Origin of the sequence: Myroides sp. DF42-4-2, from assembly GCF_030326445.1 — a bacterium.
Taxonomy (GTDB): Bacteria; Bacteroidota; Bacteroidia; order Flavobacteriales; family Flavobacteriaceae; genus Flavobacterium.
The window spans coordinates 90,616-108,722 of record NZ_JACAKI010000005.1; the positions used below are offsets into that span (position 1 = coordinate 90,616).

An 18,107-nucleotide genomic window follows, 5' to 3' on the forward strand; every position below is an offset into this window, starting at 1 on the left:
AGATGAAAAATTATAGCCTATATACTAAAACCTTATTCCTGCTATTTTCTTTTGTACTTATTTCTTGTGATTTAGATACTTCTCCTACTGATGCAGTAGAAGAAAAAGAAGTGTTCAAAACCGTTTCAGGAAGCGAAAAAGTACTAAATGGTAGTTGGGGGCAACTAATGGAAACATTTTCAACTTATGCAAACCCTGGTTTCGGATCTTTCTTGCGTACCAGTGATGCTATGGGGAACGACGTTGTATTGCAAACCAATAAGTATGGTTTCGGAAATCATTATCAATTTAGTGCCTTATATGGAAAAGGAGGAACTAATTCCCATAGCTGGAATTTGTCTTATAAGACCATTAATAATATGAACAATATTTTGGCTTATATTGACGATTCTAAGGGGGACGCAGGTGAAAAAAGAAGAATTAAAGGACAAGCCTATGCCTTGAGAGGGTTTATGTATTTGCATTTGGCCTCTTCCTATGCCTTTGCCATAGACAAAGATCCCAATGCATTAGCGGTGCCTATTTACTTAAAACCAACTACGGCTAATACTCAGCCAGGCAAACGCGCAACGGTAACAGAAGTGTATAACCAAGCCCTTGCTGATTTAGAGGAAGCCTTAGTACTAATCCCCGAAGGATATGTTCGCAAACAAAAATTTCAAATCGATCATACCGTCGTTTTAGGGTTGTTGTCAAGAGCTAATTTATATGCTCGAAATTGGCAGAAAGCTAAAGATTATTCTGATCGTCTATTGGTAAAGAACGATTATTTAATGACCGAAAATGAATATAAAACTGGATTCAATGACGTCAATAATCGCGAATGGATTTGGGGACATCCTCAAACGCCAGATCAAAGTGGGGCTTCCTATCAATTTCATTATTTAGATGTAACATCAACCGATAGTTTTTACTATAGTTTTAATGCTGATCCGCATTTTAAAGATCTATTTGATGACGGTGATTATAGAAAATCAATGATCAATTGGGCCCCTGATCCAGGTGCTAAAATAGAAAATGCCTCAGTGGTTTGGATGCGTTATGCAAAATTTAAATTTAAAGCAGGACAACTTGCCGATATCGTGTTGATGCGTACTTCAGAGATCTACTTGATCAATGCAGAAGCAAAAGCCAGACTAAACGATGGTGATGCGATCAATAAATTAAACGAAGTAAAACGAGCGCGTCATGCAGCCTTGGCTTCGAACCTGTCTGGAAATGATTTGGTAGAAGCGATCTTGCTTGAGCGAAGAAAAGAATTATTTGGCGAGGGATTTAGCTTAGTTGATATCGTAAGAAATCAAAAAAGCGTGGTTCGAAAAAAATACGAACTCGACAAGGTGGACTATACCTATGTGGTAAAGGATGAACAAGGCAAGGAGGAAGTAAAGACAAAAGTAATGACCGCTAATGGGCATTATGCGTTGAATCTACCTGATCAATCGCCTTTCGTGGCTAATAGTCCGTATTACCTCTATCAAATACCAGCAGTAGAAGAAAGAGAAAATCCGAACCTATAAAATAGTGAGTGGTTCATTAGTTGTTTATTTTATTCAATCAGTAATGGTGGAAAGAGGGTGTCTCAAAAGGCACCCTCTTTATTTTGTCTTAAAATGTCCCGTGTTGTATGTTGAATAAAATCAACAAGGTCAGTTTAAAAAAATCAAATACATGGATGGCTACAAGGTATTTTGGTTAGTATTAGAAGCAGATTCGCCAAAAAAGCTGTACAGTTATAGTAGGACGAGACAGGATGAGTCCATACTGTGTCCATACTGAGTCCATAGTGAGTCCATTAAAAACCACATTTCTAATAGACTCACTATGGATGCACAACGCAGGTATCCTAGTAGCAATAGTACGATACCCTCTAGAAAAAAGTTTACAACTAAATACCGTGGCTTTTGTGTATGTAGAGAAACAAGAGCCAACCATAGTGAACGAGAGTTGATTGAAGTGTCGTTTACTGTACACTATAAATAAACCACTTATTTTTAGGCCGCCTCTTTTCTATTTAATTTAGACTGCCTTTCTTTTGGACGTCTTAATTAGTCCTATAGAGCCGTCGAAATAGCAGGGCAATTAGAAAATAGCAACCTATCACAGGAACAATTTAAGTTTGCCTTTGTTTTCAGTGTGGTGCCAAAGAAAAGAAATGCCCAAATTGAAAAAGAAGAAAAGCGATTGTTTAGGAAAGTATTTTTCCGTTTATTCCTGAGATTATTTCCTTAATTTTGTAAGAGAAAGGTATGTTATGATGCACATTGCTATTTTAGAAGAAAAAGAATTGGTTCGTTTGGGCATCAAAACGATAGCAGAACAGGTGTGTCAAGAAGAAATTGTCTGGCATGATTTGCAAACAGTGCAAGAAATCCACTTGTTTTTGAAAAAGAACAGCACTGGCTATGTCTTTTTTAATCCGACTACTTACCACTTATTACAAGAAGTAGAGGCTATCTATGAATTGAAGACAGACTATGAACGCAGTACTTGGATTATGTGGTTGGAGGAATTGCCAGAGGCTTGGTTAAAAAAAATACTTCAAGTGAAATCGGTGATTGGATTTAATATGGTTCAACAAAGAAGCACGGTTCACGACCTCAAACAGGCGCTAACTGTAGTTTGTAAGAAAGAACACTATATAGCACCTTGTGTACAAGAGGTGCTCAATTCATACAGAACAACAGCCTTTAAGGTAGATCAAGTATTGACGAATGCGGAAAGGGAAATTTTAAAGGAAATTGCCACGGGAAAAATGACCAAGGAAATTGCTGCAGATCGCAACATCAGTATTCACACGGTGATTACCCATCGAAAGAATATCTTTAAGAAACTCGAAGTGAATAGCGTACACGATGCTACGCGTTATGCAATTCGAGCCGGAATTATTACAGTGAATGATTACTATATTTAAAAACAAAAAAAACTGCCTAGGCAGTTTTTTTTTATATCGGTAGTGGATTTTTGAAGATGTCTTGGTTTATTTCGTCAATATAGGCCAATACTTCGTCTCGTCCTGTTTTATCTTCTGATGAGGTTACAAAGTAAGGAGGCATCTCTTCCCAAACACTATTCAGTAATTGTTTCTCGTAATCAGCTACTAATTGGTGTACTTTGGTTTTTCCTACCTTATCTGCTTTAGTGAAGATAATGGCAAAGGGTATGCCTGACTCTCCTAAATACTCCATGAATTCCAAATCAATTTTTTGTGCTTCGTGTCGTATGTCAATTAAGACAAAGGCAGAAACCAATTGTCTGCGTTTTTCGAAATATTCTGTAATGAATTTTTGGAAAACGCTTTTGGTCTTTTTTGATACCTTAGCGTACCCATATCCAGGTAAATCGACCAAGAACCAATTCGAATTAATCTTGAAGTGATTGATCAATTGTGTTTTTCCTGGTCTAGAGGAAGTCTTAGCTAAGTTTTTCGAATTAGTAAGCATGTTGATAAGGGAAGATTTTCCAACGTTGGATCTCCCGATAAAGGCATACTCTGGTAAAGGCTCATTTGGGCATTTACTAACTTCAGAGTTGCTCATTACAAATGCTGCGGTATTTACTTTCATTGTTTTATATGTTGCGTTCGTTGAACCACTTGATCAATAGTTCATTGAATTCATCTGGGTGCTCCATCATGGCTGCATGCCCGCATTTATCAATCCAATATAGATCTGAGTCCGGTAGTAATTCGTGAAATTCAACAGCAACCTCTGGTGGAGTTACTTTGTCGTTCTTTCCCCAAATTAAACAAGTAGGAACATTTATTTTTGGTAAGTCTTTGGACATATTGTGTCGAATTGCACTTTTTGCAATTGTCAAAGTCTTAATCAACTTCATGCGATCATTTACTGTGGCAAAAACGTCGTCTACAATTTCTTTGGTTGCTACGGCAGGATCGTAAAATACGTCTTCCGCTTTTTTTCGGATGTATTCGTAGTCTCCACGCTTTGGATAACTATCCCCCATAGCACTCTCGTATAGTCCAGAACTTCCAGTCAAAACCATAGCTTTTAAATGTTTCGGATACATTTTAGCAAAGTACAAAGCAATATGTCCCCCTAAGGAATTACCTAATATAATAGCGTCTTCATAACCAATGCGTTCAATAAAGTCTTTGACAAATTTAGCAAAGGCTTTTACATTCGTTTTTAAAATGCTATTGGTGTATAAAGGCAATTCAGGGATAACAACTTTGTAGCCTTTTTGAGGAAAGAAATTTGTAACTCCATCGAAATTACTAAGACCTCCCATTAATCCATGTAAGATGATAATTGGTGTTCCTTCACCAACTTCCACATATCGGAATTTACCGTCTTCTTTTAAAGTTCGCTCCATTAGCTCTTACTTGCGATTTTTAAATTCTTACAAATATACATTTTTAATAGAGACATTTATTGTAATAAAAGGATAAAATCGAGTAAGGTGTGAAATAATTCAGAATATATAAGCTCTCGGCTATTCCTTTGTTTCAATTGCATAGGGCAAGTGTCAAACAACCCATTGATACCGCTGTGTCATAGAGTAGTTCTACCGAGTACAAATACTGTCAGCTGTAAGTGTACTTGGGTAAACGATAAGAAAGAAACTCGAAGTGAAGTGAGTTAATTTTAGAGTTTCTCTAACATAATTTCTCTTTTTCTCTTTCTTAAGCGAGGCGATAAGTGAGGGCGAAAAGAAAAACTGATTCAAATGTTTATGGCGGTTATCGACTATAGCACGGGTGAAAAATATAGCAGCATCAAGTAAGTTTTACCGCGGGAGTACAAAGGGGAGTTAGGATTAAAAGCGAGTAAATGAAGGCTTGTTTTTGTATGAGTAGGCGTTTGGTCGACAGTTGTTAAAAATATGAAAAAGCTGTATAGATAACAGAAGCACGGCATAATTTATGAGTATAAATCGCGCGAAACCAGCAAGTACGAACCATTGGTTCAGCTGATTGATTCTAGATAAAAACGAATCGTGAAAAAGGGGAAAAGCAACGGCTAGTAAAATGGATTAGATTGAAGTTTTTCTCTGAACATTTAGGCTGATTTAGGTTCGCATCCCGCAAAGCAAGTGCTGCATATTTGAATCTTTCAGCGGTTTATTCTTTGCTATCTCGTGGACGAATACGGCTTTTGGGTTGTGGAGCATAGGGTTAGATTTCAGAAAAAATAATGTGTTTTGCGATTAGTCGCCAATAAGATAGCCTATTTGGTTTTAAAAAAAAGACATCTCCAAATGAAACACTATTTAACACAAAGGGTGTTCTATTATTTTGTATTCCTTTTTTGTCTCCATGCTTCCGTAGTATAAAAGTAACGATTCCCTCAAAAGTGCCAGTGCGCTCGGGTGAAGTGAAGGAGCGTATTTTTTTTGTTTGCCAAGAGATTGAGCACCATGTTAAATCAGGTATCAAAAATCAAGACAACCAAAATAAGGTGTTTTGTCATCAAGAGCAATGAATTATAGGATTGTTTTTACGTATGCGGATGCTGTATCCTATAGTTTTGTGGTAGGCGGTGTGAAAATCGTTAATAGCAGGCTTTTTTTAGACAAAGGCGGGTGGTGAAATACAATATTCAAAGGTGTTTTTCTAAAGTGAAATTCACTTCTGTTTTGTGCGTTACGTTTATTTTAAAAAAAAGGTAAAATATTGGTTTTTGTGCGTTAAATATGTTTTTTAAGTTAAAAGTGTGGTAATTAATAAAAAGGGGTAGGTAGAGGAAATGAAACATCACTTTTGGTGATAAGTGAGTTCAAATCAATTAGTTTGATCGTAAAATGCGAGGATTTTGGTGGTAGAATCGCTGATTGAGGTCAGTAAATACGGTATATTTAGAAAACTTATCAACAAAGTGGGTAAAAGTGGGTAAAAGTGGTAAAAAAATAATTACATTTGCTAAGTATACATAAAATTAAATTTTGACGTCAATTATCGGTACATATGAATGTAAGGTCGATACCAAAGGTAGGGTATTGGTGCCTGCTTCTTTGAAGAAGCAGTTGCCTGCTATGGCCGATGGTTTCGTGCTGAAGAGATCGGTATTTGAAACGTGTTTAGAATTGTGGCCAATGGCTGAGTGGGAGAAGATGATGGTGAAGATCAATAAATTGAATCCCTTTGATAAAAAAGTAGATACGTTTATCCGTGCTTTTATGGCGGGGGTTAAGTTAGTTGATATTGATGATGCAGGTCGTTTGCTAATAGCAAAGGATCTGTTGCAGTTTGGTAACATTACAAAAGAGATTGTAATGGCATCAAAAGTGAATATCGTAGAGATATGGGATAAAGACCTGTATGAAGCTACTTTAGAACCGGATGATTTTGATTTTGGTGCATTGGCGCAAGAAGTAATGAGTAATATAAGTTTTGATGACTAACGATTTATACGCATATCATAGACCTGTTTTGTTGACAGAAACTGTAGATGGACTTAATATTCGTCCAGACGGTGTTTATGTTGATGTGACTTTTGGAGGAGGAGGGCACTCACGTGAAATTTTGAGCCGCCTGGGGGAAAACGGAAAATTATTTGCCTTTGATCAGGACGATGATGCCGTAAAAAATGCAATTGATGATCCACGATTTGTTCTGATAAATCAAAATTTCAGATACTTAAAACGTTACTTGAGATTTTACGGTGTGCGTGAGGTGGATGGAATACTGGGAGACTTAGGTGTTTCTTCCCATCAATTTGATGTAGCAGAGCGCGGATTTTCCACTCGTTTTGACGGAGAGCTTGACATGCGAATGAACCAAAATGGAGAGTTGTCTGCTTATCACGTGGTAAACGATTACGAAGAAAAAGATTTGAGATATGTGCTTAGCGTATACGGAGAATTGAAAAATGCAGGCTCAATGGCGTTTGCTATTGTAAAAGCAAGACAAGAGGGAGAAATAAAAAACACAGATCAGCTCAAACAAGTTTTATCGCGTTTTTTACCCGCACATAAAAGTGCAAAAATATTAGCACAAGTGTATCAAGCTATTCGAATTGAAGTCAATCAAGAAATTGAAGTCCTAAAAGAATTACTTGAGCAAAGTGTTGAGGTGCTAAAACCAGAGGGACGATTAAGTATAATATCCTATCACTCACTGGAAGACCGCTTAGTGAAGCGCTTTATGAAAAACGGTATGTTTGAAGGAGAGCCAGAGCGCGACATGTTTGGACGATTTGAAGTGCCATTGAAACAATTAGGTAAATTGATTGTGCCAACGGATGAAGAAATAGCAGTAAATAACCGAGCTCGATCAGCGAAGTTGAGAGTTGCAGAGAAAAAATGAAAAAAAATATAGCAAGTCCTGTAGATATAATAAAAGCAAAGATTCTTGTGAACGAGAATTCAGCAAAAACCTGGGGCTTTATTATATATGTGATTGTGTTGGGGATGATTTTGATTGGAAATACACAGCGATATGAATCCAAAGTATTTAAAATCGGGAAACTAACACATGAGGTGAAAATGCTACGTGCTGAGTTTGTGGCGACGCGTTCAGAACTAATGGAACTGAAAATGGAGTCGACAATCACGCGAAAATTAGAAGAAGAAGGAATATACCCTTCGGAAACACCCCCGCAAAAGATAAAGGTGTTGAAGGAGGAAGAAAATAAAACAGTGTGGAGTAAGCTATGGCCTTAGGTAACAAAAATATTTATATCAATATTTATGTCGTCACTGCGATAGTATTGCTGTTAGCAGGAGGGGTGGTTTATCGGTTGCTATTAATTCAGGGAGTAGAAGGGAGTGAGCTTCGACAAAAAGCGCGAAGTGAAAACCGAGTGAAAGAAGAAATAATAGAGGCCAATAGAGGAAATGTTTATTCTGCTGATGGAAGCTTATTAGCGACATCAGTACCGGTCTTTGAAATACGTTTTGACGGGGTTGCTCCCAAACAAGAAGTTTTTGAGAAGGAAGTAAAGCCTTTGGCTGATTCCTTAGCTGCGATGTTTACGAAGACTAGTGCTCATTATGAAAATTTGTTGCGCAAGGGAAGGGCATCGAAAAGCAGGTATATTCTAATCGCTCGAAATTTGAGCTATGTAGACTATGTGCGAATCAAAAATTTCCCCCTTTTTAAACGAGGAGGAAATGGCGGTGGATTTATATCTTCTCAGAAAACAGTTCGCCAGCATCCCATCGGAAGGATTGCGAAACGCACCATTGGGTATGAGCGCAAAAATGAAGATGGAACATTCGGAAGAGTGGGAATTGAGGGAGCCTTTACGGATTACCTCAGTGGTTTTGATGGCAAGCGAAAAATGCAAAGTTTGGCGAAGAATCAATGGAAACCCATTAATGATGAAAATGAAATTGAACCTATCGATGGAAAAGATGTTATCTCGACTATTGATGTGTACATTCAAGATATTGCCCATCACGCCTTGTTACAGTCGTTGGACAAATACAGTGCTGACCACGGTTGTGTGATTGTGATGGAAACAAAAACAGGGGCAATTCGCGCGATTTCAAACTTAGGGCGAGATCCACAAACAGGGGCTTATTACGAAACGGTTAATTATGCCGTTGGGGAAAAGCACGAACCAGGATCGACCTTTAAAATTGCATCGCTCTTGGCGCTCTTAGAAAAAAAACAAGTAGATACGGCCCGTGTTTACGATACGAATAACGGGATGGTTCGCTTTTACAACGCAAGAGTTCGCGATTCCAAACACGGAGGATATGGACAAATTTCGTTGGCAAGGGGAATCGAAGTCTCTTCGAATACTGTGATTACACAAGCGGTTGATGAGGCTTTTAAAAACGATCCCAAAGTGTTTACAGATTATTTGGGCTCATTGTGGATGGATAAGCCACTCGGAGTGAAAATAAAAGGAGAAGCAACACCTTACGTACCTAAACCAGGACAAAAAGGTTGGAGTGGACTAGCGTTGCCTTGGATGGCTTTTGGATATGGATTGTCTGTAACGCCTCTGCAAACGCTTACCTTATATAATGCTGTGGCAAATGATGGAGAAATGGTGAAGCCTTATTTTGTATCTGAGATCAAAGAATTTGATCAAACGATAGAGAAATTTGATAAGGTGGTACTGAATCCGCAGATTGCCTCGCCCGATGTAATCGCCCAAGTACAAGCTATTTTGGCGAATACAGTAAAGAAAGGAACCGGGAGAAAATTGTATTCCCCTAACTTTTCGATGGCAGGAAAAACAGGAACGGCACAGGTTAATTACGGCAAGGGAAAAGGATATGATTCAGATATGTATTACTCCTCTTCATTTGCAGGGTATTTTCCAGCAGAAAATCCAAAGTATTCTTGTATCGTGGTGATTCACAAGCCAGATCGATCCAAGAGTTATTACGGAGCAGATGTAGCAGGACCCGTGTTCAAGCGTATTGCACAAAAGATTTATACCGATGTGCCTACGACAAAAGAGCTAAGAGAATCAAATGATGTACCCGAGCGTATTGCCTCAAGTTATCAGTCTTTTACGCTTCAAAATCAGTTAGGTGATTCGGTAATGCCAGATGTGAGAGGAATGCAAGCGATGGATGCCTTGCCTTTATTGGAAAACTTGGGGTTGAAAGTCCAAGTAAAAGGAGTGGGAAAAGTGAAAACACAGTCCATTATAGCAGGACAGAAAATAAATAAGAATCAAAAAATAGTTTTAGAACTATCGTGAAAAAGATAAAAGACATCTTATACAAAGTAGAGATAGCGTCTATTGTTGGATCAACAGATTCCACAATAGACCATTTGGCTTTTGACTCGCGTCAAGTTAAGCCAAATACTCTGTTTATAGCCATTGTAGGAGAAGTAGCCGACGGACATGCCTATATCCAACAAGCTATAGAAAAAGGTGCAACGGCTGTTGTATGTCAAGAATTGCCAAGTGAATTGGCGTCAGACGTGGTTTATGTTGTGGTGGAGGATAGCAATCGAGCTTTAGCAGTTCTTGCAGCGAATTTCTATGAAAATCCCTCTCATAAACTAAAGCTAGTAGGAGTAACAGGAACCAATGGTAAAACGACTATTGCAACTTTGTTGTATACGATGTTTACCAATTTGGGATATAAGGTAGGGTTGTTGTCAACGGTAAATATCCGCATAGGCGAAACAGTATACGATACTTCGCATACCACTCCGGATTCAATTACGATCAATGCGTATTTGAATCAAATGGCAGAAGAGGGATGTGAGTTCTGTTTCATGGAAGTGAGTTCACATGGGGTGATTCAACACCGTACGTTCGGTCTGCAATTCGCAGGGGGAATATTTACCAATTTGACCCATGACCATTTAGATTACCACAAAACGTTTGCGGCCTACCGCGATGCAAAAAAAATGTTCTTTGATCAATTGAAAAAAGCAAGTTTTGCTTTAACCAATATCGATGATAAAAATGGACCGATTATGGTTCAAAACACCCAAGCCAAAGTATGTGCCTATGCCCTGAAAAATATGGCAGATTACAAAGGACAAATTTTGGAAAGCCAATTCTCGGGTATGTTGATGAAAATCAACCAACAAGAATTGTGGGTACAACTAATTGGCGCATTTAATGCCTACAATTTATTGGCCGTATTAGGTGCAACAGTAGAGCTGGGCATTCCGATGGAAGAGGCTTTAGTACAATTGAGTAAATTGACTAGTGTGGAAGGGCGTTTTCAATACATAGTTTCGTCTAAAAACGTGACGGCAATTGTAGATTACGCACACACGCCTGACGCCTTGGCCAATGTTATTGACACGATTAACAGCATCCGCACCAACAATGAACAGTTGATTACAGTTGTAGGTTGTGGCGGGAACAGAGATAAAACGAAACGCCCAGAAATGGGAAAAATAGCATCTGATTTAAGTAATAAAGTGATTTTTACATCAGATAACCCTCGATTTGAAGAGCCTGCAGCTATATTAAACGATATTGAAGCAGGTGTTGAACCCCAACACAAGATGAAAACGGTGGTGGTAGAAGATCGAAAACAAGCCATTAAACTGGCTTGCCAACAAGCTTCCGCAGGGGATATTATATTGATCGCCGGAAAGGGACATGAAACGTATCAAGAAATAAAAGGAGTACGAAGTCATTTTAGTGACTTAGAAATAGTAAAGGAGTTTTTAGAACTATAGAAAAAGAAAAACAATTATGTTGTATTACGTATTTCAATACTTAGATGGATTATTCAAGATACCTGGAGCAGGGGTGTTTCAGTATATCACGTTTCGTTCGGGCATGGCGATGATCTTCTCTTTGTTGATCTCGATTATTTATGGAAAACGCATTATTATGCGCTTGAGAACTATGCAAATCGGAGAAACGGTTAGAGAACTAGGTTTAGAAGGACAAAAAGAAAAATCGGGAACTCCGACAATGGGGGGAATCATTATCATCATAGCAACCTTAATCCCAGTGTTATTGTTTGCTAAGCTAGATAATATCTATGTTCTATTGCTTATTTTAACAACAATATGGATGGGAATCATCGGATTCTTAGACGACTATATTAAAGTATTTAAAAAAGATAAAGAAGGATTGAAAGGCCGATTCAAAGTAATTGGTCAAGTGGGATTAGGCCTTATCGTGGGGGCTGTTTTGTATTTTAATCCAGCTGTAACAGTTCGCGAAGTGCCAGCCAAGCATATGTTGAGTGAAGTGGCTGTAAGTCAATACGATGTAAAGTCTACTGCTACAACAATACCTTTCTTTAAGAATAACGAATTTGATTACAGCATGTTAATCAGTTGGATGGGAGAAGGAGCGGCAGATTATGCGTGGTTAGTTTTTATTCCCATTGTGATTTTTATCGTAACAGCCGTGTCAAATGGCGCAAATCTTACAGATGGAATCGACGGTTTAGCCGCAGGAACTTCCGCGATATCCACATTTGTGCTGGGTATTTTTGCCTTTATATCGGGTAACGTTGTATTTGCGAATTACTTGGATATAATGTATATCCCCCATTCGGGAGAAATGACGGTCTTTGTCTCCGCATTTATTGGAGCACTGATCGGATTTTTGTGGTATAATACCTATCCTGCACAAGTTTTCATGGGAGATACAGGTAGTTTAACCATAGGGGGAATTATCGCTGTATTGGCTATTGCTGTGCGAAAAGAATTGTTAATACCCGTATTGTGTGCCGTGTTTTTCGCCGAAACACTATCCGTGGTATTGCAAGTAAGTTATTTCAAATACACCAAGAAGAAATTTGGAGAGGGGAGACGTATATTTTTAATGGCGCCTTTACATCACCACTTCCAAAAGAAAGGGTATCACGAGAGTAAAATCGTTACTCGTTTTTGGATTATAGCCATTCTATTGGGTGTTTTTTGTGTGATATCATTAAAACTGAGATAAGAAAATGAGGGTTGTTATTTTAGGAGGAGGAGAAAGTGGAGTTGGTACAGCCTTATTGGCTGTAGAAAAAGGATATGACGCCTTTGTTTCAGATTATGGAGTAATTCAAGAAAAGTATAAAGAAGTTCTTATACATAACGAAATCGATTGGGAAGAAAAACAGCATACCGAAGCGAAGATTTTAAACGCAGACGTAGTGGTGAAAAGCCCTGGAATACCAGATAAGGCGCCCATCGTACAAAAAATTGTAGCAAAGGGAATTAAAGTAATCTCAGAAATTGAGTTTGCTTACCCTTTTAATGAGGCGTTGTCGGTAGGAATTACGGGTAGTAATGGAAAAACGACAACTACGATGTTAACTTACCATGTATTACACCAAGGCGGCCTAGATGTTGGCGTTGGGGGCAATATTGGTCAAAGTTATGCGGAGCAAGTAAAGGTGGATCCTGCAAAATGTTATGTTTTGGAGTTGAGTAGTTTTCAGTTAGACGGAATAGAAACTTACAGACCCCATATTGCAGTAATCACTAATATTAGTCCAGATCATTTAGATCGATACGACTATAAATATGAGAATTATATCGCTTCAAAGTTTCGAATTACGATGAATCAAACAGCAGAAGACTACTTGATTTATGACTATGACGATGTGGAAATTCAGAAATGGCTGAGCGAGCATGAGGTAAAAGCACAAAAGTTGCCTTTTTCTATCAAACATAAGTTAGAACGAGGCGCCTATGTGGAGGACGATAAAATTATAGTGAATATGAGTGATGAAAAATTTATATTACCTATTAAGGACGTGGCACTAGAAGGGATGCACAACGTAAAAAATGTTATGGCAGCAACAACAATAGCGCAGTTAAAGCGAATTAGAAAGAATGTAATACGAGAAAGTCTGTCTGATTTTCAGGGTGTGGAGCATCGTTTGGAAAAAGTATTGAAAATTGAAAATGTTCAATACATCAACGATTCAAAAGCAACCAATGTCAATGCTACATTTTTTGCATTAGAAAGCATGAAAACGCCAACCGTTTGGATCGTTGGTGGAGTGGATAAAGGGAATGATTATGATGAGTTAATGCCCTTGGTGCGCGAAAAAGTAAAAGCGATTGTTTGTTTGGGGATCGACAACCAAAAAATAAAAGCTGCTTACGAAAAGGTGGTAGATGATTTGGTTGAAGTACAATCCATGCATGATGCCGTTATTCAGGCAAAAGCATTAGCCGAAGGGGGGGACACCGTGTTGCTTTCACCCGCTTGTGCGAGTTTTGACTTGTTTACTAGCTATGAAGATAGAGGTAGACAGTTCAAAGAAGAAGTATTGAAATTATAAAATAAAATAAAGTAAAGGTAAATGATGAAAAAACTACTTTCATTGTTGTACGGAGATAAAATTATATGGGCATTAGCAATTTTATTGGCCATGCTCTCTTTTTTACCCGTGTATAGTGCGAGTACGAATCTAGTTTACACCATCGGAACAGGAAAGGCTACAACCGATTATTTGTTTCGACATTTCGTTCATTTATTTATTGGAATTTGCATCATGTGGTATTTTCACAAAAGAGACTATGCACTCTTTCGGAAAATCGCCATCATAGGTATGCCTATTATTGCTTTGCTCCTGTTGTATACTTTGTTAAAAGGAAATACTATTGGAGGAGCCAATGCAAGTAGATGGTTGAAAATCCCCTTGTTAGGACAATTTCAGCCTTCTTCTACCGCAGCGATTATTTTGCTGATGTATGTAGCGCAATACCTTACAGGTATTAAGGATGAGGTAGTTACGTTTAAATCGTCTTTTTGGCAATTATGGGTTCCTGTATTAGTCATTATTGGTTTGATTTTACCGGCAAACTTCTCCACAGCAGCCTTGATTTTTTGTATGGTCTGTGTACTGGTATTTATCGGAAAATATCCCTTTAAATACTTGATGACCATCATCGGAATTGGCGCCTGTTGTATGCTTGTATTTGTCTTAGTAGCCAAAGCTTTTCCCGGAGCATTTCCCCATCGTGTGGATACCTGGATTAGTCGTATTGATCGCTTTACTGGACCAGATGATGGAACGCGAGATTTGTATCAAGTAGAAAATGCTAAAATGGCCATCGCCAATGGCGGATTGTTCGGAGTAGGCCCCGGTAAAAGTGTGTTGAAAAACTTTTTACCTCAATCTTCTTCCGATTTTATCTTCGCTATAATTGTTGAAGAATGGGGATTATTTGGAGGACTATCTATTTTGGGTATATACCTCTTGCTGTTTTATCGCTTTCTCATTGCGGTGCATAAAGCGCCAACACTCTTTGGGAAACTCTTGGTAGCAGGATTGGGTTTTTATCTCATCTTCCAAGCCTTGATCAATATGGGTGTCGCTGTTTCACTTTTACCAACCACAGGTCAGGCCTTGCCCTTGGTTAGTAGTGGAGGAACCGCCATCTGGATGACTTGTTTTGCAATTGCGGTTATTCTCAGCGTGACCAAAAAAGAAGCAGAAATCCAAGCAGAAGAACAAAAAAGACAAGCAGAAGAGCAACTGGAACAAGAGATGTTACACGATTTGCACTTAGAACGATTAGAAAAAAATAGTAAAGAAGAATAAAAGCAAATGGAACGCAAACCGAAGTTTATACTAAGTGGAGGAGGAACAGGAGGACATATCTTTCCTGCATTGGCAATTGCCGATGAATTAAAGGTGAGATTTCCCGAAGCAGATATTCTTTTTGTAGGTGCAGAAGGAAAGATGGAAATGCAACGCATACCTCAAGCAGGTTATCCTATTGAGGGATTGTGGATCTCAGGTATTCAACGCAAATTGACCTTCGATAATTTAATGTTCCCGTTTAAGTTGTTGAGCAGCTTAAACCGTTCGAGAAAAATTATCAAGCGTTTTGCCCCCGATGTAGTAATCGGTACAGGTGGATTTGCAAGTGGAGCTGTGGTGAAAGTCGCAGCAGGAAAAGGAATTCCGACCTTGATACAAGAACAAAATTCCTTTCCAGGAATTACCAATAAACTGTTGGGAAAAGAAGTAGATAAAGTCTGTGTAGCTTATGATGGATTAGAACATTTCTTTCCGGCACACAAAATAATAAAAACGGGAAACCCAGTTCGTCAGGGGTTACTCGATATAGCAACAAAAAGAGACGAGGCCATCAGTTATTTTGGATTGGATCAATCAAAAAATACGCTGTTGGTGATTGGTGGAAGTTTAGGTGCTCGTAGAATCAATCAGCTCATCGAAGAACAATTGCCTTTGTTTAAAGCAATGGGGATTCAATTGATCTGGCAGTGTGGGAAGTTCTACTATGAGGAATATAAACAATACGACTCAGCCGATGTGCGTGTATGCGCATTTTTAGATCGCATGGATCTAGCTTATGCTGCTGCTGATAGTATTATTTCTCGTGCAGGAGCTTCATCAGTATCGGAACTTGCCTTAGTGGGTAAAGCCGTACTGTTTATTCCTTCGCCCAATGTAGCGGAAGATCACCAAACCAAAAATGCAAAAAGCATCGTAGAACAAGATGCCGCACTTTTGATTAAAGAAAGCGAGTTGAATGAAAAGTTTGTTTCGACTTTTACAGACTTGTTTAACGATAAAGAGAAACAAAATAGCTTGGGACAAAATTTTAGAAGATTAGCCTTGCCTCAAGCAACAAAAGATATAGTAGATCAGATCGTAGAATTAATGAAGAAGTAAAAAATGGATATAAATAGCATTAAGAGCGTATATTTTATTGGAATTGGAGGCATTGGGATGAGTGCTTTGGCTCGTTATTTTAAGTTCATTGGAAAAGAAGTCGCTGGATATGATAAAGTATCTACGCAATTGACACAAGAATTAGAAGCCGCTGGCATTGAGATTCACTATGAAGATCAGGTGGACTTAATCCGTGCGAATTATAAAGAGGTAGCCTCAACTTTGGTTGTTGTTACCCCAGCAGTGCCACAAGAACATGCTGAGTGGAGATATTTTAAAGACAATCACTTTGAAATAAAGAAGCGTTCAGAAGTACTCGGCATCATCACCAAAGATACCTACTGCTTTGCCGTAGCAGGTACACATGGTAAAACAACGACAACGAGTATCCTAGGGCATTTGTTGTTTCAAGCGGGATTAGATGTTACCGCTTTTGTTGGCGGAGTAGTTGAAAACTACCAAACCAATCTGATCGGAAGTGGTAAAACCATTACCGTTGTAGAGGCAGATGAATTTGATCGTTCTTTTTTGCGCTTGTTTCCCAACGTTGCTTGTATCACTTCAACAGAAGCGGATCACTTGGATATCTTTGGAACAGCACAGGAAATGGTAGTGGCGTTTGAGGATTTTGCACAGCGATTGCCAGATGCAAATAAACTCTTCGTTACCGAAGCAGTGAATTTAGAGGGCATTCAAGTCGGATTTGGGACTGCTTGTAGCTATCGTGCAACGAATATAAAAGTTGTAGACGGGTGGTATGTGTTTGATCTAGTTACGCCAAGAGAAACCCTAGAGGAGGTTTATTTTGGATTACCAGGAAGACACAACCTATCCAATGCGCTAATGGCTTTTGCTATGGCAAGTGATTATGGCGTGGATACGCAGAAATTAATCGAAGGCTTGAAGAGCTTTCGCGGGGTACGCAGAAGATTCTCTTATAAAATAAGAACAGAGAAATTAATCTATATCGACGATTATGCACATCACCCCACAGAGATTAAAGCGGCTAGCCAAGGCGTACACGAAATGCACGGAGACAAAAAAATTGTTGCCGTATTTCAACCGCACTTGTACAGTCGAACAAGAGATTTTATGGATGAATTTGCCACAGCACTTTCGACATTTGACAATGTGATCTTACTGGATATATATCCCGCACGCGAATTGCCAATCGAAGGAGTTACTTCTGCGAAGTTGCTTGAACAGCTAAGCTCAAAAAACAAACAGTTGGTGGCAAAAGAAGATTTAATCGAACATTTAAAAGCATCAGATGCGGAGATTATCTTAACCATTGGAGCAGGAGATATTGGAGAAATGGTACAAGAGATTAAAGTAGCTTTAGAAGGAAAATAAAAAATGAAAAAATTGTTGAAGAAAATAAAATGGTCTGATCTGCGCATTTTGATAATGCTAGGAGCCGTCATGTTTTTATATTCTTTTAGCAATGACAGAAACACACATCGAAACTTAAAAGGAGTAGAGATTGTTTTTAAGGGAGAAGAAACCCATTTTGTAACCTCTGGCGATGTAAGCGATATTGTAAGGCACCAAAGTGGAACTGTTACAGCACAAGACAGAACTACGATTGACTTGAATACGCTAGAAAAAAGCGTATTGCAGAACAAGTTAATCAAAGCGGCTGAGGTGTACCTAACTATTGACGGAGTTATGAAAGTCGAAGTCAATCAAAAAAAAGCAATTGGCCGAGTAGTAGGAGAGCAGGAATCGTATTATTTGGATGAGAATGGCACTAAAATGCCTTTGTCAACTAACTATGCAGAACGCGTTATTTTAGTCGAAGGTCGCATCAAAAGCGAAACACAAGAGCAATTGAAACAAATGTTAGAATTTATCAATGCAGATGAGTTTTTGAAACAAGAGATTACGGGGATTAGTATTCAACCTGGAGAGGTAATTTACTTGAAAAGTCGAGTAAATAAGTTTCAGATTCTATTTGGAAGTTTTAATGAAATGGAGCGAAAACTCCTAAATTATAAAGCTTTTATACAATATGCAATCGAAGAGAAAATAGAAATAGATAGTTATAAAAAGATCAATCTGAAATTTACCCAACAAGTGGTGTGTTCAAAATAAATTGA

General features: G+C 38.5%; 15 protein-coding genes. 13 read left to right on the forward strand and 2 right to left on the reverse strand.

Annotation, left to right across the window (positions count from 1 at the left end):
• Window positions 1-2: 2 nt before the first annotated feature.
• Window positions 3-1,520 carry a RagB/SusD family nutrient uptake outer membrane protein gene (locus tag HX062_RS05995; RefSeq protein WP_182627780.1) on the forward strand — a complete coding sequence of 506 codons (1,518 nt, stop codon included), beginning with the start codon at window positions 3-5 and terminating at the stop codon, window positions 1,518-1,520.
• Window positions 1,521-2,254: 734 nt separating this feature from the next.
• Window positions 2,255-2,914: a response regulator transcription factor gene (locus HX062_RS06000; protein WP_182627778.1), complete on the forward strand. Its 660-nt coding sequence runs from the start codon at window positions 2,255-2,257 to the stop codon at window positions 2,912-2,914.
• Between the two features lie 31 nt (window positions 2,915-2,945).
• On the opposite strand, the gene yihA is transcribed toward HX062_RS06000, so the two are convergent.
• Complete coding sequence (yihA, locus tag HX062_RS06005) at window positions 2,946-3,566, reverse strand: ribosome biogenesis GTP-binding protein YihA/YsxC (protein ID WP_182627776.1); 621 nt, start codon at window positions 3,564-3,566, stop codon at window positions 2,946-2,948.
• A 4-nt stretch (window positions 3,567-3,570) separates the two neighbouring features.
• Window positions 3,571-4,335, reverse strand: coding sequence for an alpha/beta fold hydrolase (locus HX062_RS06010; protein WP_182627774.1), 765 nt, complete (start codon window positions 4,333-4,335; stop codon window positions 3,571-3,573).
• Window positions 4,336-5,904: 1,569 nt separating this feature from the next.
• On the opposite strand from HX062_RS06010, the gene mraZ reads away from it, so the two are divergent.
• The 11 genes from mraZ to HX062_RS06065 are packed head-to-tail and all read left to right on the forward strand — an operon-like array spanning window position 5,905 to window position 18,102.
• Window positions 5,905-6,363 carry a division/cell wall cluster transcriptional repressor MraZ gene (mraZ, locus tag HX062_RS06015; RefSeq protein WP_182627772.1) on the forward strand — a complete coding sequence of 153 codons (459 nt, stop codon included), beginning with the start codon at window positions 5,905-5,907 and terminating at the stop codon, window positions 6,361-6,363.
• Entirely contained in the window at window positions 6,356-7,267 is a 912-nt protein-coding gene (rsmH, locus tag HX062_RS06020) for a 16S rRNA (cytosine(1402)-N(4))-methyltransferase RsmH (RefSeq protein WP_182627770.1), read from the forward strand. The genes mraZ and rsmH overlap by 8 nt, the downstream gene beginning before the upstream one ends.
• Complete coding sequence (locus tag HX062_RS06025) at window positions 7,264-7,623, forward strand: FtsL-like putative cell division protein (RefSeq protein ID WP_182627768.1); 360 nt, start codon at window positions 7,264-7,266, stop codon at window positions 7,621-7,623. Before rsmH ends, HX062_RS06025 begins: the two co-directional genes overlap by 4 nt.
• Window positions 7,614-9,626 (forward strand): PASTA domain-containing penicillin-binding protein, encoded by a 2,013-nt coding sequence (locus HX062_RS06030; protein WP_182627767.1) that lies wholly within the window; start codon window positions 7,614-7,616, stop codon window positions 9,624-9,626. The genes HX062_RS06025 and HX062_RS06030 overlap by 10 nt, the downstream gene beginning before the upstream one ends.
• On the forward strand, window positions 9,623-11,077 hold the full coding sequence (locus HX062_RS06035; protein WP_182627765.1) for a UDP-N-acetylmuramoyl-L-alanyl-D-glutamate--2,6-diaminopimelate ligase: 1,455 nt from the start codon (window positions 9,623-9,625) through the stop codon (window positions 11,075-11,077). The genes HX062_RS06030 and HX062_RS06035 overlap by 4 nt, the downstream gene beginning before the upstream one ends.
• 16 nt (window positions 11,078-11,093) lie before the next feature.
• A complete protein-coding gene (gene mraY, locus HX062_RS06040) occupies window positions 11,094-12,305 on the forward strand; it encodes a phospho-N-acetylmuramoyl-pentapeptide-transferase (RefSeq protein WP_182627763.1) in 1,212 nt (403 codons plus the stop codon).
• 4 nt (window positions 12,306-12,309) lie between these two features.
• A complete protein-coding gene (murD, locus tag HX062_RS06045) occupies window positions 12,310-13,641 on the forward strand; it encodes a UDP-N-acetylmuramoyl-L-alanine--D-glutamate ligase (RefSeq protein ID WP_182627761.1) in 1,332 nt (443 codons plus the stop codon).
• Window positions 13,642-13,665: 24 nt separating this feature from the next.
• Window positions 13,666-14,907, forward strand: a complete 1,242-nt coding sequence (locus HX062_RS06050; RefSeq protein WP_182628003.1) for an FtsW/RodA/SpoVE family cell cycle protein — start codon at window positions 13,666-13,668, stop codon at window positions 14,905-14,907.
• A 6-nt stretch (window positions 14,908-14,913) separates the two neighbouring features.
• Window positions 14,914-16,008, forward strand: a complete 1,095-nt coding sequence (murG, locus tag HX062_RS06055) for an undecaprenyldiphospho-muramoylpentapeptide beta-N-acetylglucosaminyltransferase (protein ID WP_182627759.1) — start codon at window positions 14,914-14,916, stop codon at window positions 16,006-16,008.
• A gap of 3 nt (window positions 16,009-16,011) precedes the next feature.
• Complete coding sequence (gene murC / locus HX062_RS06060) at window positions 16,012-17,361, forward strand: UDP-N-acetylmuramate--L-alanine ligase (RefSeq protein ID WP_182627757.1); 1,350 nt, start codon at window positions 16,012-16,014, stop codon at window positions 17,359-17,361.
• 3 nt (window positions 17,362-17,364) lie between these two features.
• A complete protein-coding gene (locus HX062_RS06065) occupies window positions 17,365-18,102 on the forward strand; it encodes a cell division protein FtsQ/DivIB (protein WP_182627755.1) in 738 nt (245 codons plus the stop codon).
• Window positions 18,103-18,107: the final 5 nt, after the last annotated feature.

Coding starts and splice junctions, on each gene's coding strand:
- HX062_RS06050 (WP_182628003.1), top strand. CDS start 13,666: ATGAAAAAACTACTTTCATTGTTGTACGGAGATAAAATTATATGGGCA.
- HX062_RS06030 (WP_182627767.1), top strand. CDS start 7,614: ATGGCCTTAGGTAACAAAAATATTTATATCAATATTTATGTCGTCACT.
- HX062_RS06065 (WP_182627755.1), top strand. CDS start 17,365: ATGAAAAAATTGTTGAAGAAAATAAAATGGTCTGATCTGCGCATTTTG.
- murC (WP_182627757.1), top strand. CDS start 16,012: ATGGATATAAATAGCATTAAGAGCGTATATTTTATTGGAATTGGAGGC.
- HX062_RS06010 (WP_182627774.1), bottom strand. CDS start 4,335: ATGGAGCGAACTTTAAAAGAAGACGGTAAATTCCGATATGTGGAAGTT.
- HX062_RS06025 (WP_182627768.1), top strand. CDS start 7,264: ATGAAAAAAAATATAGCAAGTCCTGTAGATATAATAAAAGCAAAGATT.
- HX062_RS05995 (WP_182627780.1), top strand. CDS start 3: ATGAAAAATTATAGCCTATATACTAAAACCTTATTCCTGCTATTTTCT.
- mraY (WP_182627763.1), top strand. CDS start 11,094: ATGTTGTATTACGTATTTCAATACTTAGATGGATTATTCAAGATACCT.
- HX062_RS06000 (WP_182627778.1), top strand. CDS start 2,255: ATGATGCACATTGCTATTTTAGAAGAAAAAGAATTGGTTCGTTTGGGC.
- murD (WP_182627761.1), top strand. CDS start 12,310: ATGAGGGTTGTTATTTTAGGAGGAGGAGAAAGTGGAGTTGGTACAGCC.
- rsmH (WP_182627770.1), top strand. CDS start 6,356: ATGACTAACGATTTATACGCATATCATAGACCTGTTTTGTTGACAGAA.
- murG (WP_182627759.1), top strand. CDS start 14,914: ATGGAACGCAAACCGAAGTTTATACTAAGTGGAGGAGGAACAGGAGGA.
- yihA (WP_182627776.1), bottom strand. CDS start 3,566: ATGAAAGTAAATACCGCAGCATTTGTAATGAGCAACTCTGAAGTTAGT.